The organism is Streptomyces inhibens (assembly GCF_022221585.1).
GTDB lineage: Bacteria > Actinomycetota > Actinomycetes > Streptomycetales > Streptomycetaceae > Streptomyces > Streptomyces inhibens.
This window is the reverse complement of record NZ_CP084681.1, coordinates 2,598,649-2,620,746: the sequence shown is the minus strand read 5'-3', so window position 1 is coordinate 2,620,746 and position 22,098 is coordinate 2,598,649. Positions and strand designations below refer to the sequence as shown.

The window sequence follows — 22,098 nt, the reverse complement described above, 5'->3', positions numbered from 1 at the left end:
CGCGGCCGCCGCAGCCCGGCCGCGAACGGGAGCGGCCGGGAACCGTGATTGTCGGTGGCGGTCAGTAGGGTGGTGTTCATGGCAGACCCCAGCAGCTATCGACCCAAGCCGGGACAGATCCCCGACTCGCCGGGGGTCTATAAGTTCCGCGACGAGCACGGCCGGGTCATCTACGTCGGCAAGGCCAAGAGCCTGCGCCAGCGGCTGGCCAACTACTTCCAGGACCTGGCCGGCCTCCATCCGCGTACCCGCACGATGGTCACCACCGCCGCCTCCGTGGAGTGGACCGTCGTCTCCACCGAGGTCGAGGCCCTCCAGCTCGAATACAGCTGGATCAAGGAGTTCGACCCCCGCTTCAACGTCAAGTACCGCGACGACAAGAGCTATCCCTACCTCGCGGTGACCCTCAACGAGGAGTTCCCGCGCGTCCAGGTCATGCGCGGCGCCAAGAAGAAGGGCGTGCGCTATTTCGGTCCGTACGGCCATGCCTGGGCCATCCGCGAGACCGTCGACCTGATGCTGCGCGTCTTCCCCGTGCGGACGTGCTCCGCCGGTGTCTTCAAGCGCTCCGCCCAGATCGGCCGCCCCTGTCTGCTCGGCTACATCGGCAAGTGCTCGGCCCCCTGCGTCGGCCGGATCTCCGCCGAGGAGCACCAAGAACTCGCCGAGGAATTCTGCGACTTCATGGTCGGCCGCACCGGCGCCCACATCCGCCGCCTGGAGCGTCGGATGCAGGACGCCGCCGAGGAGATGGAGTACGAACGCGCCGCCCGGCTGCGCGACGACATAGGGGCGCTCAAGCGGGCCATGGAGAAGAGCGCCGTGGTGCTCGCCGACGCCACCGACGCCGATCTGATCGCCGTCGCCGAGGACGAGCTGGAAGCCGCCGTCCAGATCTTCCACGTCCGCGGCGGCCGGGTGCGCGGCCAGCGCGGCTGGGTCACCGACAAGGTGCAGGCCGTCACCACCGGCGACCTCGTCGAACACGCCCTTCAGCAGCTCTACGGCGAGGAGCAGGGCGACGCCGTGCCCAAGGAAGTCCTGGTCCCGGCGCTCCCCGACCCCGTCGAGCCGGTCGCGCAGTGGCTCTCCCAGCGCCGCGGCTCCCAGGTCTCGCTGCGCATCCCGCAGCGCGGCGACAAGAAGGACCTGATGGCCACGGTCGCGCGCAACGCCCAGCAATCGCTGGCCCTGCACAAGACCAAGCGCGCCTCCGACCTGACCACCCGCTCCCGTGCCCTGGAGGAGATCGCCGAGGCCCTCGGCCTGGATTCGGTGCCGCTGCGCATCGAGTGCTTCGACATCTCCCACCTCCAGGGCGATGACGTCGTCGCCTCGATGGTGGTGTTCGAGGACGGCCTCGCCCGGAAGAGCGAATACCGCCGCTTCCAGATCAAGACCTTCCAGGGCCAGGACGATGTCCGCTCCATGCACGAGGTCATCGGCCGTCGCTTCAAGCGCTACCTCCAGGAGAAGCAGAAGTCCGGCGAGTGGACGGAGGAGCCGGCCGCCGACGCCCGCGTGGACGACAACGGCGTCACGAACGGCACCGTCACGGCGCGCGTGGACGACCCGGAACCGGACCCCACGGCCAACCGCCCCACCGATGAGGACGGACGCCCCAAACGGTTCGCCTACCCGCCCCAGCTCGTGGTCGTCGACGGCGGCGCCCCGCAGGTCGCGGCCGCCCGCCGGGCCCTGGACGAGCTCGGCATCGACGACGTCGCCGTCTGCGGTCTGGCCAAGCGCCTGGAGGAGGTCTGGCTGCCCGAGGACGACGACCCGGTCGTGCTGCCGCGCAGCAGCGAGGGCCTCTACCTCCTCCAGCGCGTCCGCGACGAGGCGCACCGCTTCGCCATCAGCTACCAGCGCAGCAAGCGCACCAAGCGGCTGAAGGCCTCACCGCTCGACGCCGTCGCCGGGCTGGGCGACACCCGCCGCCAGGCACTGCTCAAGCACTTCGGTTCGTTGAAGAAGCTGCGGGCCGCCACGATCGACGAGATCTGCGAGGTACCGGGCGTCGGCCGCAAGACCGCGGAGACGGTCGCCGCCGCGCTGGCGGGAGCGGCACCGTCCGCCCCCGCGGTGAACACCGCCACAGGAGAGATCATTGAGGATGACGGGGCCCCGCCGGCCGCGTTGTCATCAGAACGGGGGCAGGACCGATGAGCACTCCACACGAAGAGCAGGAAACCGAGAGAGACGGTGCACAGGTGAGTACGGGCACGACCGACCAGGGCGAGAGCGCCGCCATCCCCGAGCTGGTGATCATCTCCGGGATGTCCGGCGCCGGCCGCAGCACGGCCGCGAAGTGCCTGGAGGACCTCGGCTGGTTCGTCGTCGACAACATCCCGCCCGAGCTGATCCCGCCGATGGTCGACCTGGGCGCCCGCTCGCAGGGCAATGTCGCCAAGATCGCGGTCGTCGTCGACGTCCGCGGCCGCCGCTTCTTCGCCAATCTCAAGGAGTCGCTGGCCACCCTCGACGCGCAGAACGTCAAGCGCCGCATCGTCTTCCTGGAGTCCTCCGACGAGGCCCTGGTGCGCCGCTTCGAGTCGGTACGCCGTCCGCACCCCCTCCAGGGCGACGGCCGGATCGTCGACGGCATCGCCGCCGAGCGTGATCTGCTGCGCGAGCTGCGCGGCGACGCCGACCTGGTCATCGACACCTCCAGCCTCAACGTCCACGAGCTGCGCGCCAAGCTGGACGCCCAGTTCGCCGGCGAAGAGGTCCCCGAGCTGCGCGCCACGGTCATGTCCTTCGGCTTCAAGTACGGCCTGCCCGTCGACGCCGACATGGTCATCGACTGCCGCTTCATCCCCAACCCGCACTGGGTCCCCGAGCTGCGGCCGTTCACCGGCCTCAACGACGAGGTCTCCAACTACGTCTTCAGCCAGCCCGGCTCCAAGGAGTTCCTGGACGGCTACGCCGAGCTGCTGCGGATCGTCGCGGAGGGCTACCGCCGCGAGGGCAAGCGCTATGTGACCGTCGCGGTGGGCTGCACGGGCGGCAAGCACCGCAGCGTCGCGATGTCCGAGAAGCTCGCCCGCCGTCTGGTCTCCGAAGGGGTGGAAACGGTCGTCGTCCACCGGGACATGGGGCGCGAGTGAGCGGGCGCACGCCACGGCTGCGCCGGGTCCGCAGATTCGTCCCCAGCGGCCGTATGACGAAGGGCGCCACCCCCAAGGTGGTGGCGCTCGGCGGCGGCATGGGCCTGTCCGCCTCGCTGGCCGCGCTGCGCCGCATCACCGGCGATCTGACCGCCGTGGTCACGGTCGCCGACGACGGCGGCTCCAGCGGCCGGCTCCGCGACGAGCTGGGCGTGCTGCCGCCCGGCGATCTGCGCAAGGCGCTGGCCGCGCTGTGCGGTGACGACGACTGGGGCCAGACCTGGGCCCGGGTCATCCAGCACCGCTTCCAGAGCGAGGGCGAGCTGCACGACCACGCCGTCGGCAATCTGCTGATCGTCGCCCTGTGGGAGCAGCTCGGCGACCATGTCCAGGCGCTCGACCTGGTCGGCAAGCTGCTCGGCGCGCACGGCCGGGTGCTGCCCATGTCGGCGGTGCCGCTCGAACTCCAGGCCGAGGTCAGGGGCCATGACGCGGAGCGTCCGGACGAGATCACCACGGTCCGCGGCCAGGCCACCGTCGCGCTCACACGCGGCGAGGTGCAGTCCGTCCATGTGGTCCCCGAGGCCCCGCCGGCCGTCCCCGAGGCGGTGGCCGCGGTGCGTGACGCCGACTGGGTGGTGCTCGGCCCCGGCTCCTGGTTCTCGTCCGTGATCCCGCATCTGCTGGTGCCGGAACTGCGCGAGGCGCTGGAGGAGACCAAGGCCCGAAAAGTCCTTTCGCTCAACCTTGCGCCCCAACCGGGCGAAACCGATGGCTTCTCACCGCAGCGTCATTTGGAGGTTTTGGCCCGACACGCCCCTAAACTCGCCTTCGACGTGGTGCTGGCCGACAAGGCCGCCGTGCCCGACATCGAAGGTCTGACGGTTGCCGCCAAGCAGCTTGTCGGCAGCGAGGTCGAGCTGGCGGCGGTCGCCGCACAAGGAGACGACGCCTGGTCGAGCGCCGGGGGAGCCCCCGACCGGCACGACCCGGAGCTGCTGGCAGCCGCGTACGACCGTATTTTTCGGATGCATGGAAGGATCGGCCCATGGCGATGACGGCTGCGGTGAAGGATGAGATTTCCCGGCTCCCCGTCACCCGGACCTGCTGCCGGAAGTCGGAGGTCTCGTCGATCCTGCGGTTCGCGGGTGGTCTGCACCTGGTCAGCGGACGCATTGTGATCGAGGCGGAGCTGGACACGGGCATCGCTGCCCGGCGGCTGCGCAAGGACATCCTGGAGATCTTCGGGCACAGCTCCGACCTGGTGGTGATGGCTCCCGGCGGCCTGCGGCGCGGCAGCCGCTATGTCGTACGGGTGGTGGCCGGCGGCGATCAGCTGGCGCGGCAGACCGGCCTGGTCGACGGCCGCGGCCGCCCCATCCGGGGGCTGCCCCCGCAGGTGGTCTCCGGCGCGACCTGCGACGCCGAGGCGGCCTGGCGCGGGGCCTTCCTCGCCCACGGCTCGCTCACCGAGCCCGGCCGCTCCTCCTCCCTGGAGGTCACCTGCCCCGGGCCCGAGGCGGCCCTCGCACTGGTCGGCGCCGCCCGCCGGCTGGGCATCGGCGCCAAGGCCCGTGAGGTGCGCGGCGTGGACCGCGTCGTCGTCCGTGACGGTGACGCGATCGGCGCGCTGCTGACGCGGCTCGGCGCCCATGAGTCGGTGCTGGCCTGGGAGGAGCGGCGGATGCGCCGCGAGGTCCGGGCCACCGCCAACCGCCTCGCCAACTTCGACGACGCCAACCTCCGCCGCTCGGCGCGCGCCGCGGTCGCCGCGGGCGCCCGGGTCCAGCGCGCCCTGGAGATCCTCGGCGAGGAGGTCCCCGAGCACTTGGCGGCGGCCGGCCGGCTGCGTATGGAGCACAAGCAGGCCTCGCTGGAGGAGCTCGGCGCCCTCGCCGACCCGCCGCTGACGAAGGACGCCGTCGCCGGCCGGATCCGGCGCCTCCTGGCGATGGCCGACAAGCGTGCCCAGGACCTCGGCATCCCCGGCACCGAATCCAACCTCACCGAGGAGCTGGCCGAAGGCATGGTCGGCTGAGCCGGAGCCGGTCCTTCTCCCCACGCGCCCCCGGCGCCCGTAAAAGGGTGCCGGGGGCGCGTGCGTGCAGACGGTCAGAAAGGGGTGCGTACGGACGTAAGTCAGAGGAGCTCGGGGCCGCTCGCTTGAGCACCTTTGGTCGTCGATGTCAATGTCACGTACGTCTCGTCCAAGGGGTAGGGTCGGGGGCGGTCGGGGACATCCCATACAGCTCGCCGGTAACTGCGCCGGCGCACCAACGAGGAGATCGGTTCGTGACGATCCGCGTAGGCATCAACGGATTCGGCCGCATTGGTCGTAACTACTTCCGCGCGCTCCTGGAGCAGGGTGCGGACATCGAGATCGTCGGTGTCAACGACCTGACCGACAACGCCACCCTGGTCCACCTGCTCAAGTACGACACCATCCTGGGCCGTCTCAAGCAGGACGTCAGCCACACCGACGACACCATCACGGTCGGCAACCAGACCTTCAAGACGATGGCCGAGCGCGACCCGGCGAACCTCCCCTGGGGCGAGCTCGGCGCCGACATCGTCATCGAGTCGACCGGCATCTTCACGAAGAAGGCCGACGCCGAGAAGCACATCAAGGCCGGCGCCAAGAAGGTCCTGATCTCCGCGCCCGCCAAGGACGAGGACATCACGATCGTGATGGGCGTCAACAACGACAAGTACGACGCCGCCAAGCACCACGTCATCTCCAACGCCTCCTGCACCACCAACTGTGTGGCGCCGATGGCGAAGGTGCTCGACGAGAACTTCGGCATCGTCAAGGGCCTGATGACCACGGTCCACGCCTACACCAACGACCAGCGCATCCTGGACTTCCCGCACAGCGACCTGCGCCGCGCCCGCGCCGCCGCGGAGAACATCATCCCGACCTCGACCGGTGCCGCCAAGGCCACCGCCCTGGTCCTCCCGCAGCTCAAGGGCAAGCTGGACGGCATCGCCATGCGCGTGCCCGTCCCCACCGGCTCGGTCACCGACCTGGTCCTGGAGCTCGACCGCGAGGTCACCAAGGACGAGATCAACACCGCCTTCCAGAAGGCCGCCGAGGGCCAGCTCAAGGGCATTCTCGAGTACACCGAGGACCCGATCGTCTCCTCGGACATCGTGAACTTCCCGGCCTCCTGCACCTTCGACTCGAAGCTGACGATGGCTCAGGGCAAGCAGATCAAGGTCGTCGGCTGGTACGACAACGAGTGGGGCTACTCCAACCGCCTGGTGGACCTGACCGTCTTCGTCGGCGGCCAGCTCTGACCGGTTTCTGACCGCTAAGTCACCACAGATGTAAGGGCGGGGCTCGCACGACGCGATGAAGCGTCGTGCGGGCCCCGTGCTATGACTGACTTTCCGAACAGAGTCACGGAGTCACCATGAAGACGATCGACGACCTCGCCACCGAAGGCGTCGCCGGCAAGCGAGTCTTTGTCCGCGCCGACCTGAATGTGCCGCTGGACGGCACCACCATCACCGACGACGGCCGGATCCGCGCCGTCGCCCCGACGATCGCCAGGCTCGCCGAGCTCGGCGCCAAGGTGATCGTCGCCTCGCACCTGGGCCGCCCCAAGGGCGCCCCGGACCCGGCCTTCTCGCTGGCCCCCGCCGCCGAGCGGCTGGGCGAGATCCTCGGTCAGGACGTGGCCTTCGCGACCGACACGGTCGGCGGGTCCGCCCAGGCCGTGACCGCGGGCCTGGCCGACGGCCAGGTGGCCGTCCTGGAGAACCTCCGCTTCAACGCGGGCGAGACCAGCAAGGACGACGCCGAGCGCGGCGCCTTCGCCGACCAGCTCGCCGCCCTGGCGGACCTGTACGTGGGCGACGGCTTCGGCGCCGTGCACCGCAAGCACGCCTCCGTCTACGACCTGCCGCAGCGTCTTACGCACGCCGCCGGCGACCTGATCGCCACCGAGGTCGGCGTCCTGAAGAAGCTCACCGAGGACGTCAAGCGCCCGTACGTGGTCGCGCTCGGCGGCGCCAAGGTCTCCGACAAGCTCGCCGTCATCGACCAGCTGCTGGAGAAGGCCGACCGCATCCTGGTCGGCGGCGGTATGGCGTACACCTTCCTCAAGGCCAAGGGCCACGAGGTCGGTATCTCGCTGCTCCAGGAGGACCAGGTCCCGGCGTGCCTTGAGTACCTGGCGCGGGCCGAGAAGCGCGGCGTGGAGTTCGTCCTCCCTGTCGATGTGCTGGTTTCGGCCGAATTCCCGGACCTGAAGACCAAGGCCCCGGCCAACCCCAAGGTCGTCGCCGCGGATGCCATCCCGGCCGACGAGGAGGGCCTGGACATCGGACCGAAGACCCGCGAGCTCTACGCCGCGAAGCTCACCGACGCGGGCACGGTCTTCTGGAACGGCCCGATGGGCGTGTTCGAGCACCCCGACTACGCCGGCGGCACCAAGGCCGTCGCGCAGGGTCTGCTGGACTCGAACGCCTTCACCGTCGTCGGCGGCGGTGACAGTGCCGCCGCGGTCCGGCTGCTGGGCTTCGACGAGAATGCTTTCGGCCACATCTCGACCGGTGGCGGCGCCAGCCTCGAATACCTCGAAGGCAAGACGCTCCCCGGCCTCGCCGCTCTGGAGGACTGAAACACCGTGACCGCTCTCAACAACGGCCGCACCCCGCTGATGGCGGGCAACTGGAAGATGAACCTCAACCACCTCGAGGCCATCGCACACGTCCAGAAGCTCGCCTTCGCCCTCACCGACAAGGACTTCGACGCCGTCGAGGTCGCGGTCCTGCCGCCCTTCACCGATCTCCGCTCGGTGCAGACGCTGGTCGACGGCGACAAGCTCAAGATCAAGTACGGCGCGCAGGATCTCTCCGCGCATGACTCCGGTGCCTACACCGGTGAGATCTCCGGCGCGATGCTCGCCAAGCTCAAGTGCACGTTCGTGGCCGTCGGCCACAGCGAGCGCCGCCAGTACCACGGCGAGAACGAAGAGATCTGCAACGCCAAGGTCAAGGCCGCGTTCAAGCACGGCCTCACCCCGATCCTGTGCGTCGGTGAGGGCCTGGACGTCCGCAAGGCCGGCAACCAGGTCGCGCACACCCTCGCCCAGGTCGACGGCGGTCTGAAGGACATCCCGGCCGAGCAGGCCGAGACGATCGTGATCGCCTACGAGCCGGTGTGGGCCATCGGCACCGGCGAGGTCGCCACCCCCGAGGACGCGCAGGAGGTCTGCGGTGCGATCCGTGGCCGCCTCGCCGAGCTCTACAGCCAGGAGCTGGCCGACAAGGTCCGCATCCAGTACGGCGGCTCGGTCAAGTCCGGCAATGTCGCGGCGATCATGGCGCAGCCGGACGTCGACGGCGCGCTGATCGGCGGCGCGGCGCTCGACGCGGACGAGTTTGTGAAGATCGTCCGCTTCCGCGACCAGTAGCAGCTATGACGAGGGGGAGCCCTCGTCGTACCCTGTCGGGGCCGGGACCGGTGCAGCAGCGCCGACCCCGGCCCCGCACCATTTGTTTCGTGCATGTTGTTCCATACGTCCGTCCGTCAGTCCTAGAGAGTTGGTCCAGCCGTGGTCATCGGGTTCTCGATCGCCCTCATCGTCTTCAGTCTGCTGCTGATGATGCTGGTGCTCATGCACAAGGGAAAGGGTGGCGGCCTGTCCGACATGTTCGGTGGCGGTATGCAGTCCTCGGTCGGTGGCTCCTCGGTCGCCGAGCGGAACCTGGACCGCATCACCATCGTGATCGGTCTGCTGTGGTTCGCCTGCATTGTCGTCCTTGGCGTACTGATGAAGCTCGGTAACTGACATACCGTCGGAGGCGCGGCCTATCATGAGGGCGGCGTCCTAGGAGGGGTAACTCCGCTCACTGGACGCGCGTTGGGCCTTACGTAGACTGGGGCGTTCCGCAGCGCAGCTGCTGTGAAAGCGTGGCAGCACCATTACGCAGGGAGTTACGACCGTGGCAAGTGGCAACGCGATCCGAGGAAGTCGGGTCGGGGCGGGGCCGATGGGGGAGGCCGAGCGCGGCGAGTCCGCGCCGCGCACCCGCATCTCCTTCTGGTGCTCCAACGGGCACGAGACGCAGCCCAGCTTCGCCGGCGATGCGCAGGTTCCGGAGACCTGGGACTGCCCGCGCTGTGGTTTCCCGGCAGGCAAGGACCGGGACAGCCCGCCGGACCCGCCGCGTACCGAGCCCTACAAGACCCACCTCGCCTACGTCCGGGAGCGCCGCAGCGACGCCGACGGTGAGGCGATCCTCGCGGAGGCGCTCGCCAAGCTCCGCGGCGAGATCTGACGGATCCGCACACACACCGGACGGCCCGGCCGGAGGGGATACACCCCTCCGGCCGGGCCGTCCGCGTAGCTGCGGCCGGGCGCCGTCGCGCTGATACCTGTTCTTCAGGCCCCCGACAGCGCCTCGTCCGGCAGCGGACAGATACCTCCTACCGCGTGCTGATCAATTAGGTTGGGAGATGGCGGGGCCGGTACGAGATGAAGAAGGCTGATGTCCGAGATGAACGCAGAAGGCCGCAGCAGGCTCGACCAGATGCCTGAGTGGACCGCGCTGAGCAAGCACCGGGAGCAGCTGGGGGAGGTGGGGCTGCGTGAGCTGTTCGAGCGGGACCCGGCGCGCGCCGAGCGCTACACCCTCCAGGTCGGCGATCTGCACCTGGACTACTCCAAGCACCTGGTCACCGACGAGACGCTGCGGCTGCTGGGCGACCTGGCCTCGGCGACCGGCGTGAGCGAGCTGCGGGGCGCGATGTTCCGCGGCGACAAGATCAATATCACCGAGCGGCGCTCCGTGCTGCACACCGCGCTGCGCGCGCCCGGCTCGGCGGTCGTCAAGAGCGACGGGGAGAACGTCGTCCCCGGCGTGCAGTCCGTCCTGACGAAGATGGGCACCTTCTCCGACCGGGTCCGCTCCGGCGACTGGAAGGGCCACACCGGCAGGCGCATCAAGACCGTCGTCAACATCGGCATCGGCGGCTCGGACCTGGGCCCGGCGATGGCGTACGAGGCGCTGCGCGCCTATTCCCACCGGGACATGCAGTTCCGCTTCGTCTCCAACGTGGACGGCGCCGATCTGCACGAGGCGCTGCGCGACCTGGACCCGGCCGAGACGCTGTTCATCATCGCCTCGAAGACCTTCACCACCATCGAGACGATCACCAACGCCATCTCCGCCCGCGACTGGCTGCTGACCGGTCTGCGCGCCGGAGGTGGGGGCACCTCCCGCTCGAGCGAAGCCGAGAGCGGGGGAGCCGTCGCCAAGCACTTCGTGGCCCTGTCGACCAACGCCGAGAAGGTGGCGGAGTTCGGCATCAACACGGACAACATGTTCGAGTTCTGGGACTGGGTCGGCGGCCGCTACTCCTACGACTCCGCGATCGGCCTGTCGCTGATGATCGCGATCGGCAAGGAGCGGTTCCGCGAGATGCTGGCCGGCTTCCACCTCGTCGACGAGCACTTCCGGACCGCCCCGCCGCAGGAGAACGCCCCGCTGCTGCTGGGCCTGCTCGGCATCTGGTACGGCAACTTCTTCGACGCCCAGTCGCATGCCGTGCTGCCCTACAGCCACTACCTCTCCAAGTTCACCGCCTATCTGCAGCAGCTGGACATGGAGTCCAACGGCAAGTCCGTTGACCGCGACGGCAATCGGGTCGGCTGGCAGACCGGCCCGGTCGTCTGGGGCACGCCCGGTACGAACGGCCAGCACGCCTACTACCAACTGCTCCATCAGGGCACGAAGATGATTCCGGCCGACTTCATCGGCTTTGCCCAGCCGGTCCCCGATCTGCTGCCGGGCCTGGTCGCCCAGCACGATCTGCTGATGGCCAACTTCTTCGCGCAGAGCCAGGCGCTCGCCTTCGGCAAGACGCCGGACGAGGTGCGGGCCGAAGGTGTGGCCGAGGAACTGGTGCCGCACAAGACGTTCCAGGGCAACCACCCCACCACCACGATCCTGGCCAAGGAGCTCAGCCCGTCCGTACTCGGCCAGCTGATCGCGCTCTACGAGCACAAGGTGTTCGTCCAGGGCGCGGTCTGGAACATCGACTCCTTCGACCAGTGGGGCGTGGAGCTGGGCAAGGTCCTGGCCAAGCGTGTCGAACCGGCCCTGACGGAAGGCGCCGAGGTGCCGGGCCTGGACGCCTCGACGGCCGGCCTGGTCGCCAAGTACCGGGAGATGCGCGGGCGTTGATCCTCGGGATCGTCCCGTGACGCCGAAGGCCCCGCACCCTCAAGGGTGCGGGGCCTTCGGCGTCACCAGAAGCGCTCAGGCCGAGGCCGGCGGGTAGAGGCCGCGCGGCAGTTGGGCCGCCGCCGCCTCGTCCAGCAGCCACAGGGTCCGGCTGCGGCCCCGTGCGCCGGCCGCCGGCGCCTGGACCTCACCGGCGCCGGAGATCGCGATGGCCGCGGCATTGGCCTTGTCCTCGCCGGCCGCCAGCAGCCAGACCTCCCGCGCCGCGCGGATCGCGGGCAGGGTCATCGAGACGCGGGTGGGCGGCGGCTTGGGCGCGCCGTGCACCCCGACCACCGTCCGCTCCTGCTCGTAGACGCCGGGCAGTTCGGGGAAGAGCGAGGCCACATGGGTGTCCGGGCCGACGCCCAGCAGCAGGACGTCGAAGGACGGCACCGGGCCGTGGTCCTCGGGGCCCGCGGCGGCGGCGAGTTCGGCCGCGTAGGCCTCGGCGGCGGCGTCGGCGTCATTGCCGTACGGGCCGTCCGAAGGCGCCATGGCGTGCACCCGGGCCGGGTCCAGCGGGACGCTGTCCAGCAGCACCTCGCGGGCCTGGGTGTAGTTGCGCTCCGGATCACCGTCCGGCAAGAAGCGCTCGTCGCCCCACCACAGGTCGAGCCGGGACCAGTCGACCGCGTCCCGGGCCGGCGCCTCGGCGAGGGCCGCGAGCAGCCCGTTGCCGTTGCGCCCGCCGGTGAGGACCACGGAGGCGAAGCCACGGGCGGCCTGGGCGTCCACGATCTTCGTGATCAGCCGGGCCGCCGCGGCCTTGGCCATCAGCTCCTTGTCGCGGTGGACGACAACCTGCGGAGCACTCACTTGGCGGCCGCCTTCTTGGCGGGCGCCTTCTTCGCCGCAGGCTTGGCCGAGGCGTTGTCGGCGGCCGCCGGCTCCTCGGACGTCTTCTCGGCCGGCTTCCCCTCCGCCTGGTGACCGAGCCGGTCCACGCCGTACTCCAGCGCGGCGGCGTAGATGTCGTCCGGGTCGAGCCGGCGCAGCTCCTCGGCCAGCAGCTCCGAGGTCACCCGGCGCTTGAGGGCCACCGCACGGTCCGGTTGGTTGCGCATGGAGAGCGTGGCCAGCGAGCCGTCCGGGCGGTCCAGCACGATCGTGCCGCTGCTGGACTCCATCCGTACGGCGGTCAGACCGGGGCCGGCCGACACCTTGCGGGTGACCGGGACGTTCAGCCTGCTGGCCAGCCACATGGCGAGCAGCTCGCAGCTGGGGTTGAACTCCTCGCCCTCCACCTCGGCAGAGGTGACCGAGCACGGGGCCTGGTCGAGCGCCGCCGCGAGCATCGAACGCCACGGGGTGATCCGCGTCCAGGACAGGTCCGTGTCGCCGGGCGTGTACGTCTCGGCGCGCGCGGAGAGCTCCTGGATCGGCTGCTCGGAGGCGTAGGCGTCGGTGACCCGGCGCTGGGCCAGCGCGCCGAGCGGGTCCTTTGCGGGGTTCAGCGGGGCGTTCACCGCCCACCAGACCACGACCGGGGCGTCCGGCAGCAGCAGCGGCAGCACCACGGACTGGGCGTGGTCGATCGCCTCGCCGTAGAGCCGCAGGACGACCGTCTCGCCGGTGCCGGCGTCCGTGCCGACCCGCACCTCGGCGTCCAGGCGGGCCTTGGCGCGGTCGCGCGGCGACCGGCTGACCCGCTTGATGACGACCAGGGTGCGCGAGGGGTGCTCGCGGGATGCCTCGTTCGCCGCCTTGAGCGCGTCGTAGGCGTTCTCCTCGTCGGTGACGATGACGAGGGTGAGCACCATGCCGATGGCGGGGGTGCCGACGGCGCGACGGCCCTCCACCAGCGCCTTGTTGATCTTGCTGGCTGTGGTTTCCGTCAGATCGATCTTCATGGCCGACGCCAGCTCCGTCCGTCTCGTGCGAGCATTTCGTCCGCCTCGATGGGGCCCCAGGTGCCCGCCGGATACTGCGCGGGCTTGCCGTGCTTCTCCCAGTACTCCTCGATCGGGTCGAGAATCCGCCAGGACTGCTCGACCTCCTCCAGGCGCGGGAACAGGTTGGCGTCACCCAGCAGGACGTCCAGGATCAGGCGCTCGTACGCCTCGGGGCTGGACTCGGTGAAGGATTCGCCGTACGCAAAGTCCATCGAGACGTCCCGTACCTCCATCGAGGTACCGGGCACCTTCGAACCGAACCGCACGGTCACGCCCTCGTCCGGCTGCACCCGGATGACCAGGGCGTTCTGCCCCAGCTCCTCGGTGGCGGTGTGGTCGAAGGGGGAGTGCGGAGCGCGCTGGAAGACCACCGCGATCTCGGTGACCCGGCGGCCCAGACGCTTGCCGGTGCGCAGATAGAAGGGGACACCCGCCCAGCGGCGGTTGTCGATCGACAGCTTGATCGCGGCGTAGGTGTCGGTCTTCGACTTGGGGTCGATGCCCTCTTCCTGGAGATAGCCGACGGCCTGCTCGCCGCCCTGCCAGCCCTCCGCGTACTGCGCGCGGACGGTCTCCTTGCCGAGGTCCTTGGGGAGCCTGACCGCACCCAGCACCTTGGTCTTCTCCGCGACCAGCGCATCCGCCTCGAAGGAGGCGGGCTCCTCCATCGCGGTCAGCGCGAGCAGCTGGAGCAGGTGGTTCTGGATGACGTCACGGGCGGCGCCGATGCCGTCGTAGTAGCCGGCCCGGCCGCCGATGCCGATGTCCTCGGCCATCGTGATCTGGACGTGGTCGACATAGCTGCGGTTCCACAGCGGTTCGAACATCGTGTTGGCGAAGCGCAGCGCCAGGATGTTCTGGACCGTCTCCTTGCCCAGGTAGTGGTCGATCCGGAAGACCTCGTTGGGCGGGAAGACCTCGTGGACGATCCGGTTGAGCTCCTGTGCGCTCTCCAGGTCGTGGCCGAAGGGCTTCTCGATGACCGCGCGGCGCCAGGAGTCCTCCTTCTGGTCGGCCAGCCCGTGCTTCTTGAGCTGCTGGACGACCTTGGGGAAGAACTTCGGCGGCACGGACAGGTAGAAGGCGAAGTTGCCGCCGGTGCCCTGCGCCTTGTCGAGCTCCTGGATGGTCTCCTTGAGCGTCTCGAAGGCCTCGTCGTCGTCGAAGTTGCCCTGGACGAAGCGGCAGCCCTGGACCAGCTGCTGCCAGACCTCTTCGCGGAACGGCGTACGCGCGTGCTGCTTGACCGCTTCGTACACCTCCTGCGCGAAGTCCTCGTGCTCCCACTCACGACGGGCGAACCCGACGAGGGAGAAACCCGGCGGGAGCAGTCCGCGGTTGGCCAGGTCGTAGACGGCAGGCATCAGCTTTTTGCGGGACAAATCGCCCGTGACGCCGAAGATGACCAGGCCCGACGGCCCCGCGATACGCGGGAGCCGTCGGTCCGCGGCGTCACGAAGCGGATTGGCTCCGTGTGAACCAGTCAAGGGAGATCAGCCCTCCGAGGGAGCGAGGCGCTTGAGCTCCGCCTCCGTGGACTTGAGCAGGTCGTTCCAGGACGCCTCGAACTTCTCCACGCCCTCGTCCTCCAGGAGCTGCACGACCTCGTCGTACGAGATCCCGAGCGCCGCGAGCGCGTCGAGGTCGGCCTTGGCCGCCGCGTACGTGCCGCGCACGGTGTCACCCTTGATCTCACCGCGGGCCGCGGTGGCCTCCAGGGTGGCCTCCGGCATGGTGTTGACCGTGCCCGGGGCGACCAGCTCGTCGACGTACAGCGTGTCCTTGTAGTCCGGGTCCTTGACGCCGGTCGAGGCCCACAGCGGACGCTGCTTGTTGGCGCCCGCCTTGTCCAGGGCGGCCCAGCGCTCGGAGGAGAAGACCTCCTCGTACGCCTCGTAGGCCAGCCGGGCGTTGGCCAGCGCGGCCTTGCCCTTGAGGGCCTTGGCCTCGTCCGTGCCCAGCTTGTCCAGGCGCTTGTCGATCTCGGAGTCCACACGGGACACGAAGAACGACGCCACCGAACGGATCAGGGACAGGTCCAGGCCCGCGGCCTTGGCCTTCTCCAGGCCCGCCAGGTAGGCGTCCATGACCTCGCGGTAGCGCTCCAGCGAGAAGATCAGCGTGACGTTGACGCTGATGCCCAGGCCGATGACCTCGGTGATCGCCGGGAGGCCCGCCTTGGTGGCCGGGATCTTGATCAGCGTGTTCGGGCGGTCCACCAGCCACGCCAGCTGCTTGGCCTCGGCGATGGTCGGGACGGTCTTGTGCGCCAGGCGCGGGTCGACCTCGATGGAGACCCGGCCGTCCTGGCCGCCGGTGGCGTCGAAGACCGGCCGCAGGACGTCGGCGGCGTCGCGGACGTCCGCCGTCGTGATCATGCGGATGGCTTCGTCGACGGTGACCTTGCGGGCGGCGAGGTCGGTGACCTGCTGCTGGTAACCGTCGCCCGAGGAGATCGCCTTCTGGAAGATCGACGGGTTCGTCGTGACACCGACGACGTGCTGCTGGTCGATCAGTTCGGCGAGGTTGCCGGACGTGATGCGCTTGCGCGACAGGTCGTCCAGCCAGATCGCGACGCCTTCGTCGGAGAGGCGCTTGAGTGCGTCTGTCATGGGTTCTGCATCTCCTACTTGTTGTGTACGGGCGTCAGCGCGCGGCGGCTTCGAGTGATTCCCGGGCGGCGGCGGCGACCGCGTCGGCGGTGAAGCCGAACTCGCGGTAGAGCACCTTGCCGTCGGCCGAGGCACCGAAGTGCTCCAGCGACACGATGCGTCCGGCGTCACCGACGAAGCGGTGCCAGGTCAGACCGATGCCGGCTTCGACGGCGACACGGGCCTTGACGGACGGGGGCAGCACGCTCTCGCGGTAGGCCTGGTCCTGCTGGTCGAACCACTCGACCGACGGCATCGACACCACGCGGGTGGGGACGCCCTCGGCCTGCAGCCGCTCGCGCGCCTCGACGGCGAGCTGCACCTCGGAACCGGTACCGATCAGCACGACCTGCGGCGCGGCGCTCTGTCCGTCGGCGCCTTCGGCGTCGAACAGCACGTAACCGCCCTTGGCGGCAGCCTCGTTGGCCGGGTACGTCGGCACGCCCTGACGGGTCAGCGCGAGGCCGTGCGGGGCCCCCACGCCGTACTCCTTCGTGAAGCGCTTGAGGATCTCGCGCCAGGCGATCGCGGTCTCGTTGGCGTCGGCCGGGCGGACGATGTTCAGACCCGGGATGGCGCGCAGCGAGGCGAGGTGCTCGACCGGCTGGTGGGTCGGGCCGTCCTCACCCAGACCGATGGAGTCGTGCGTCCACACGTATGTCACCGGCAGGTGCATCAGCGCGGACAGCCGGACGGCGTTGCGCATGTAGTCGGAGAACACCAAGAAGGTGCCGCCGTAGATGCGGGTGTTGCCGTGCAGCGCGATGCCGTTCATCTCCGCGGCCATGGAGTGCTCACGGATACCGAAGTGGATCGTGCGGCCGTAGGGGTCGGCCTCCGGCAGCGGGTTGTCCGCCGGGAGGAACGAGGAGGTCTTGTCGATCGTGGTGTTGTTCGAGCCGGCCAGGTCGGCCGAGCCGCCCCACAGCTCCGGGATCACCGCGCCGAGGGCGTGCAGCACCTTGCCGGACGCGGCGCGGGTGGCGACGGACTTGCCGGTCTCGAACGCCGGGAGGTGGTCCTCCCAGCCCTCGGGCAGCTCGCCCGCGGCGATCCGGTCGAACTCCGCGGCGCGCTCCGGGTTGGCGGTGCGCCAGGCGGCGAAGGACTTCTCCCACTCCTTCTTGGCGTCGCGGCCGCGGTCGAGGGCGGCGCGGGTGTGCGCGAGCACCTCGTCGGCGACGTCGAAGGACTTCTCCGGGTCGAAGCCCAGGACGCGCTTGGTGGCCGCGACCTCTTCCTCGCCCAGGGCCGAGCCGTGCGCGGCCTCGGTGTTCTGGGCGTGGGGGGCCGGCCAGGCGATGATCGAGCGGGCCGCGATGAACGAGGGGCGCCCGGTCTCGGCCTTGGCGGCCAGCAGGGCCTTGGCCAGACCGGCCGGGTCCAGGTCGCCGTTGGGCAGCTGCTCGACGCGCTGGACGTGCCAGCCGTAGGCCTCGTAGCGCTTGAGGGTGTCCTCGGAGACCGCGGTCTCGGTGTCCCCCTCGATGGAGATGTGGTTGTCGTCCCACAGCAGGACGAGGTTGCCGAGCTTCTGGTGGCCCGCCAGGGAGGAGGCCTCGGCGGAGATGCCCTCCTGGAGGCAGCCGTCACCGGCGATGCACCAGATGGTGTGGTCGAAGGGCGAGGTGCCCGCCGCGGCCTCGGGGTCGAACAGACCGCGCTCGTAGCGGGCCGCCATCGCCATACCCACGGCGTTGGCGACACCCTGGCCCAGCGGGCCGGTGGTGGTCTCGACGCCGGTGGTGTGGCCGTACTCGGGGTGACCGGGGGTCTTCGAGCCCCAGGTGCGGAACGCCTTCAGGTCGTCCAGCTCCAGGCCGTAGCCGGCGAGGTAGAGCTGGATGTAGAGGGTCAGGCTGGAGTGGCCTGCGGAGAGGACGAACCGGTCGCGTCCGGTCCAGTTCGCGTCCGCCGGGTCGTGCCGCATCAGCTTCTGGAAGAGAAGGTAGGCGGCCGGAGCCAGGCTCATGGCCGTACCCGGATGGCCGTTACCGACCTTCTGCACGGAATCCATGGCCAGGACGCGGACGGTGTCCACTGCCCGCTGGTCCAGTTCGGTCCACTCGAGATCTGTGGTGGTCGGCTTGGTGCTCACCCTGAGTCAGGGCTCCTCTCCACATGTCGAATGCCGGGGACGGTATGTCCGCAGGCGGTGTCGAGCCTACCCCCGCAAGTGCGTGCGTCTTTTCGACGCTCAGTCGATGTTTTGGGCGCTCAGTCGGTGGGTGGTGTCATGGCAGCCGGGCGCTTTGGGCAGCCAAATCGGGACTTCGGTCGTTCCCGACCCGGCTGTCACGCGACAGCCATACGACCAGACTGCCGGGCGGTGCTCGCGCTCGCCTCCTGAACGTCAAGCGAACGCCCGGGTAAAAGGTGCCCGCCCCGCCCCGCGCCAGGGCGCCCAACACGAGCCCACCCCCGCGAAGATCGCTGTATGGCCAACGTCTAAAGTGGCGTGGTACGCGCAAGCCTTTACCGCGCCTTCCCGGCCGGACGAGCTTGCAAGCCTTATTTCTTCCGCGGCGGACGCCGCAGATGTTACTTCCAGGGGTGTGCGTGACGGCCGTCGAATCCCGTCCTGCGGGTGGGGGCACCGCCCACGCCGTCAAGGCTGTGGGGGAGCTCTCTCAGGTCCCCGGGAGTCCCGGAAAGCAGCCGTTCGGGCCCCGCGTCAAGGCATTCGTGGCGCTGACCAAGCCACGTGTCATCGAACTGCTGCTGATGACCACCGTGCCGGTGATGTTCCTGGCGGCCAAGGGCGTCCCCGACCTGTGGCTCGTGTTGGCGACCTGCGTCGGCGGGTATCTCTCCGCCGGCGGTGCGGCCGCCTACAACATGTACATCGACCGCGACATCGACGCGCTGATGGACCGCACCTCGCAGCGGCCGCTGGTCACCGGCATGGTCTCGCCGCGCGAATGCCTGGTCTTCGCGACCGCGCTCGCGGTCGGCTCCACCGCCTGGTTCTGGTACTTCGTCAACCCGCTGTCGGCCGTGCTGTCGCTCGCGGCGCTGCTTTTCTATGTCGTCGTTTACACAATGATCCTCAAGCGGCGAACCGCACAGAACATTGTCTGGGGCGGAATCGCGGGCTGTATGCCGGTCTTCATCGGCTGGTCCGCGGTGACGAATTCGGTCTCCTGGGCCGCGCTGGTCCTCTTCCTTGTCATCTTCTTCTGGACGCCGCCGCATTACTGGCCGCTGTCGATGAAGGCCAAGGACGACTACGAGCGGGTCGGTGTGCCGATGCTGCCGGTCATCGCCGGCAACAAGGCCGTGGCCCGGCAGATCGTCGCCTACAGCTGGGTGATGGTCGGCGTCTCGCTGCTGCTGCAGCCGCTGGGCTACACCGGCTGGTTCTACACCGCGGTCGCGCTCGCCTGCGGCGCCTTCTGGCTCAAGGAGGCGCACGCCCTGCAGTCCCGCGCCAAGGCCGGGATCACGGGCCCCAAGCTCAAGGAGATGCGGCTCTTCCACTGGTCCATCACCTATGTGTCGCTGTTGTTCGTCGCCGTCGCGGTGGATCCCTTCCTTCGTTGAGAGGTGTGGGGGATCACCCTCACAAACGGCCGTACTCGCGGGTAGCATGCTGTCCATGGCAGACACCCAGCAGGCGGACGAGCAGGTGGAGTCGGCGGCCGACGCGAAGGCCGGCAAGCGGGCCGGCAGGCGCACGGCCAAGCTCGCCAAGCAGATCAGCGCCTTCGCCGAGTCGCACGGCGGCAGCGCCGAGGGCCAGCTCGCGCACATCGGCCGCGGCCGTACCCGGATCGCCCTTGTCGGGGCCAACGGCGAGTGGGGAAACCTCGTCGCCGACAGCTTCGACTCCGCCAAGGACGCCGCCGAGCGGGCCGGCATCGCGCTCCAGGACGACTTCGACGGCGAGCTGGCCGCCAAGGTCCGTACCGGCCCCTACGAGTGGTCCCGGATGGCGGGCATCCAGATCGGCGGCCCGGCCAACGCCTGAGGCTCTCGCGAGGCGACGGCGCCGTGCGCCGGAGCGCACGCCGGAAGCGGAGCCCGATACCTCACCACCACCTCGTCCGTTAAGCCCACCAGGCGCGGCGCTTCGGCCGCCCCCGGTGGGCTCTCGGCGAGGAGGAGCGGATGGACGGACTTCCACCGCTCATCGATCAGTACAGCCACGGCGCGGTGCACGGCGAGCTCGGCCTCGGCTCCTTCGAGACCCACCTCGCCGCCGCGGCCGGCGCACACGGCCCCGCCCCCGCCGGCACCAGCTACTTCGACAGCTGGACCGGGCTCGCGATACGCCGCTGGTGCCCCCCGCTGCTCGGCCTGGAACCGCACTGTCCGCCGGCCCGCTATCTGGCCCGCAGGCGTGAGGTGGGCGCCTACAAGGCCGGCCGGATGCTGCTGCGCGGCTCCGGCATCGGCACGTTCCTGCTGGAGGCCGGCACCCCCAGCGATCTGACCTCGGCCACCGAACTCGCCACCGCCGCCGAGGCCCGCGCCCACGAGGTCGTACGGCTCGAACCGCTCGCCGAGCAGGTCGCCGACACCTCCGGCAGCGTCGACTCCTTCATCGGCTACACCGCCGAGGCCCTCTACGCGGCGGCCCAGCACGCCACCGCCTTCGCCTCCGGCGCCACCTACTGCGACGGGCGCGCCCCCGAGGCCGGCGAGGTACGGCGCGCCGCGGACCGCTGGCTGCGCGGCCGCCGCCCCGGGGAGCGGCTCGGGGAGCCCGCGCTCGTACGGCATCTGCTGTGGAGCGCGGTGGCGACCGGGCTGCCGGTGCAGCTGCACAGCCCCGATCCGCAGCCGCTGGCGGCCTTTCTGCGCGCCACGACCGGCATCGGTGCGGATCTCGTGCTGCTGCCCGGGGCGCCGCACCACCGGCGGGCGGCGCAGCTCGCCGCGGTGCACGCCCATGTCTACGCGGACGCCGGGCCGTGCCCCGAGGAGACGCTCGGTCAGGCGCCGTTCGGCAAGCTGCTGTTCTCCTCGGGCGCCCGCGGGCTGCCCGAGCTGTATGTGACCGGCGCCCGGTTCTTCCTGCGCGCCATGCGGCGCCTCGTACGGGAGTGGACCGACGAGGGGCTGTGCGTGGCCGAGGACGGGCGGCGGATCACCGAGATGGTCGGATCGGGGACCGCGTGCCGGGTCTACCGGCTGGACGCGGAGGCCACCTGAGGTTCGGGTGCCTCCTGCTCGCCGGAGGGAGCGGACTCGTCGGGGTCCTGCTCCTGGAGCGGACCGCGGTCGCGCAGCGACAGACAGACCCGCAGCACACAGATCCACACCAGGGCCGAGCCCAGCATGTGGAACCCGATGACGAGCTCGGGCAGGCCCATGAAGTACTGGACATAGCCGATGACGCCCTGCAAGGCGATGCAGGCGAACAGCTCCAGGACCATCCGGCGCGGGGCGGCCGGTGCCTTGACGGCGCGCAGCGTGAACCACAGGGCGACGGTCAGGCCGACGACGATGTAGACGAAGTCGACGTGGAGCTGGGTGATCTCCTGCCAGTTCAGCGGGATGCGGTGGTCGATCTTGGTGGCGTCGCCCGCGTGCGGTCCCGTGCCGGTGACGATCGAGCCGATGACGGTCAGCGCGCCGGTCGCCGCCACCAGCAGCCAGCCGAGCTGGCGGACCGGGCGGGCGACCAGGTCGCGCGGCTCCTCGTCGCCCTCGCCCGCCCGCTTCCAGCTGAGCACGGCGACCGTGAGCAGCGCCGTGGCCGCCAGGAAGTGCGAGCTGACGATGTAGGGGTTCAGGCCGGTCAGGACCGTGATGCCGCCGACGACGGCGTTGATCATGACGATCCAGAACTGCGCCCAGCCGAGGCGGGTGAGCGAGCGGCGCCGGGGGTGCCGGGCACGGGCCGCGATGATGAACACTCCGACGACCACGCACAGCACGCCGGTCAGGGTGCGGTTGCCGAACTCGACGAGGCCGTTGATGCCCATCGCGGAGGTCGGCGTGAGGCTCTCCGGCGTGCATGTGGGCCAGGTCGAGCAGCCCAGTCCGGACTGGGTGAGCCGGACCGCGCCGCCTGTGACGACGATGATCACGGCCATGACGACGGTGGCCAGTGCGGTCCGTCGCACGAAGGCCGCGGAGGGCTGCCAGCGGCGGGCGATCAGCTCAAGGGGGTTCAGCGAATTCGGCACGGGAGCCATCGTAGGCGGCTGCTTGTGCGAGTTTTCACGAGGGTCCGGTTTGTGTTCCCGCCGGAGGGTT

General features: G+C 69.8%; 19 protein-coding genes. 13 read left to right on the top strand and 6 right to left on the bottom strand.

What is annotated here, in order from left to right:
* Positions 1 to 78 precede the first annotated feature (78 nt).
* The 10 genes from uvrC (at position 79) to pgi (ending at position 11,306) form a co-directional block, all read left to right on the top strand.
* On the top strand, positions 79 to 2,169 hold the full coding sequence (gene uvrC / locus KI385_RS12210) for an excinuclease ABC subunit UvrC (RefSeq protein ID WP_238572208.1): 2,091 nt from the start codon (positions 79 to 81) through the stop codon (positions 2,167 to 2,169).
* On the top strand, positions 2,166 to 3,110 hold the full coding sequence (rapZ, locus tag KI385_RS12205; protein WP_238572207.1) for an RNase adapter RapZ: 945 nt from the start codon (positions 2,166 to 2,168) through the stop codon (positions 3,108 to 3,110). The genes uvrC and rapZ overlap by 4 nt, the downstream gene beginning before the upstream one ends.
* Entirely contained in the window at positions 3,107 to 4,168 is a 1,062-nt protein-coding gene (locus tag KI385_RS12200) for a gluconeogenesis factor YvcK family protein (protein ID WP_238572206.1), read from the top strand. The genes rapZ and KI385_RS12200 overlap by 4 nt, the downstream gene beginning before the upstream one ends.
* Positions 4,159 to 5,148 (top strand): DNA-binding protein WhiA, encoded by a 990-nt coding sequence (gene whiA, locus KI385_RS12195; RefSeq protein ID WP_018091880.1) that lies wholly within the window; start codon positions 4,159 to 4,161, stop codon positions 5,146 to 5,148. The genes KI385_RS12200 and whiA overlap by 10 nt, the downstream gene beginning before the upstream one ends.
* A gap of 254 nt (positions 5,149 to 5,402) precedes the next feature.
* Entirely contained in the window at positions 5,403 to 6,407 is a 1,005-nt protein-coding gene (gap, locus tag KI385_RS12190) for a type I glyceraldehyde-3-phosphate dehydrogenase (RefSeq protein WP_238572205.1), read from the top strand.
* A gap of 116 nt (positions 6,408 to 6,523) precedes the next feature.
* Positions 6,524 to 7,735, top strand: coding sequence for a phosphoglycerate kinase (locus KI385_RS12185; RefSeq protein WP_238572204.1), 1,212 nt, complete (start codon positions 6,524 to 6,526; stop codon positions 7,733 to 7,735).
* Between the two features lie 39 nt (positions 7,736 to 7,774).
* Positions 7,775 to 8,530, top strand: coding sequence for a triose-phosphate isomerase (gene tpiA, locus KI385_RS12180; protein WP_238577669.1), 756 nt, complete (start codon positions 7,775 to 7,777; stop codon positions 8,528 to 8,530).
* A 141-nt stretch (positions 8,531 to 8,671) separates the two neighbouring features.
* Positions 8,672 to 8,908 carry a preprotein translocase subunit SecG gene (gene secG / locus KI385_RS12175; protein WP_128508572.1) on the top strand — a complete coding sequence of 79 codons (237 nt, stop codon included), beginning with the start codon at positions 8,672 to 8,674 and terminating at the stop codon, positions 8,906 to 8,908.
* A 154-nt stretch (positions 8,909 to 9,062) separates the two neighbouring features.
* Positions 9,063 to 9,398: an RNA polymerase-binding protein RbpA gene (locus tag KI385_RS12170; protein ID WP_281066844.1), complete on the top strand. Its 336-nt coding sequence runs from the start codon at positions 9,063 to 9,065 to the stop codon at positions 9,396 to 9,398.
* Between the two features lie 219 nt (positions 9,399 to 9,617).
* Entirely contained in the window at positions 9,618 to 11,306 is a 1,689-nt protein-coding gene (gene pgi / locus KI385_RS12165; RefSeq protein ID WP_238577667.1) for a glucose-6-phosphate isomerase, read from the top strand.
* Positions 11,307 to 11,381: 75 nt separating this feature from the next.
* On the opposite strand, the gene pgl is transcribed toward pgi, so the two are convergent.
* From pgl to tkt, 5 genes are read right to left on the bottom strand one after another with little or no spacing between them, the layout of a single operon-like run.
* Positions 11,382 to 12,164: a 6-phosphogluconolactonase gene (gene pgl / locus KI385_RS12160; RefSeq protein ID WP_238572203.1), complete on the bottom strand. Its 783-nt coding sequence runs from the start codon at positions 12,162 to 12,164 to the stop codon at positions 11,382 to 11,384.
* Entirely contained in the window at positions 12,161 to 13,198 is a 1,038-nt protein-coding gene (gene opcA, locus KI385_RS12155) for a glucose-6-phosphate dehydrogenase assembly protein OpcA (protein ID WP_238572202.1), read from the bottom strand. Before opcA ends, pgl begins: the two co-directional genes overlap by 4 nt.
* Entirely contained in the window at positions 13,195 to 14,727 is a 1,533-nt protein-coding gene (zwf, locus tag KI385_RS12150; protein ID WP_238572201.1) for a glucose-6-phosphate dehydrogenase, read from the bottom strand. The genes opcA and zwf overlap by 4 nt, the downstream gene beginning before the upstream one ends.
* Positions 14,728 to 14,733: 6 nt before the next feature.
* Positions 14,734 to 15,852: a transaldolase gene (gene tal / locus KI385_RS12145; protein ID WP_238572200.1), complete on the bottom strand. Its 1,119-nt coding sequence runs from the start codon at positions 15,850 to 15,852 to the stop codon at positions 14,734 to 14,736.
* Positions 15,853 to 15,886: 34 nt separating this feature from the next.
* Positions 15,887 to 17,989, bottom strand: a complete 2,103-nt coding sequence (gene tkt / locus KI385_RS12140; protein WP_238572199.1) for a transketolase — start codon at positions 17,987 to 17,989, stop codon at positions 15,887 to 15,889.
* A 461-nt stretch (positions 17,990 to 18,450) separates the two neighbouring features.
* On the opposite strand from tkt, the gene KI385_RS12135 reads away from it, so the two are divergent.
* From KI385_RS12135 to KI385_RS12125, 3 genes are all read left to right on the top strand, one after another.
* A complete protein-coding gene (locus tag KI385_RS12135) occupies positions 18,451 to 19,434 on the top strand; it encodes a heme o synthase (RefSeq protein ID WP_425356905.1) in 984 nt (327 codons plus the stop codon).
* A 55-nt stretch (positions 19,435 to 19,489) separates the two neighbouring features.
* A complete protein-coding gene (locus KI385_RS12130) occupies positions 19,490 to 19,861 on the top strand; it encodes a type 1 periplasmic-binding domain-containing protein (protein WP_425356904.1) in 372 nt (123 codons plus the stop codon).
* 140 nt (positions 19,862 to 20,001) lie between these two features.
* On the top strand, positions 20,002 to 21,048 hold the full coding sequence (locus KI385_RS12125; protein ID WP_238572196.1) for an amidohydrolase: 1,047 nt from the start codon (positions 20,002 to 20,004) through the stop codon (positions 21,046 to 21,048).
* Here the strand turns inward: KI385_RS12125 and KI385_RS12120 are convergent.
* The gene (locus KI385_RS12120; protein ID WP_238572195.1) at positions 21,021 to 22,028 is read right to left on the bottom strand and encodes a COX15/CtaA family protein; all 1,008 of its coding nucleotides are present in this window, start codon (positions 22,026 to 22,028) and stop codon (positions 21,021 to 21,023) included. The two genes, KI385_RS12125 and KI385_RS12120, sit on opposite strands and share 28 nt — an antisense overlap.
* Between the last annotated feature and the right edge of the window lie 70 nt (positions 22,029 to 22,098).

Coding starts and splice junctions, on each gene's coding strand:
- uvrC (WP_238572208.1), top strand. CDS start 79: ATGGCAGACCCCAGCAGCTATCGACCCAAGCCGGGACAGATCCCCGAC.
- rapZ (WP_238572207.1), top strand. CDS start 2,166: ATGAGCACTCCACACGAAGAGCAGGAAACCGAGAGAGACGGTGCACAG.
- whiA (WP_018091880.1), top strand. CDS start 4,159: ATGGCGATGACGGCTGCGGTGAAGGATGAGATTTCCCGGCTCCCCGTC.
- KI385_RS12185 (WP_238572204.1), top strand. CDS start 6,524: ATGAAGACGATCGACGACCTCGCCACCGAAGGCGTCGCCGGCAAGCGA.
- tpiA (WP_238577669.1), top strand. CDS start 7,775: ATGGCGGGCAACTGGAAGATGAACCTCAACCACCTCGAGGCCATCGCA.
- pgi (WP_238577667.1), top strand. CDS start 9,618: ATGAACGCAGAAGGCCGCAGCAGGCTCGACCAGATGCCTGAGTGGACC.
- opcA (WP_238572202.1), bottom strand. CDS start 13,198: ATGAAGATCGATCTGACGGAAACCACAGCCAGCAAGATCAACAAGGCG.
- tal (WP_238572200.1), bottom strand. CDS start 15,852: ATGACAGACGCACTCAAGCGCCTCTCCGACGAAGGCGTCGCGATCTGG.
- KI385_RS12130 (WP_425356904.1), top strand. CDS start 19,490: ATGGCAGACACCCAGCAGGCGGACGAGCAGGTGGAGTCGGCGGCCGAC.
- KI385_RS12125 (WP_238572196.1), top strand. CDS start 20,002: ATGGACGGACTTCCACCGCTCATCGATCAGTACAGCCACGGCGCGGTG.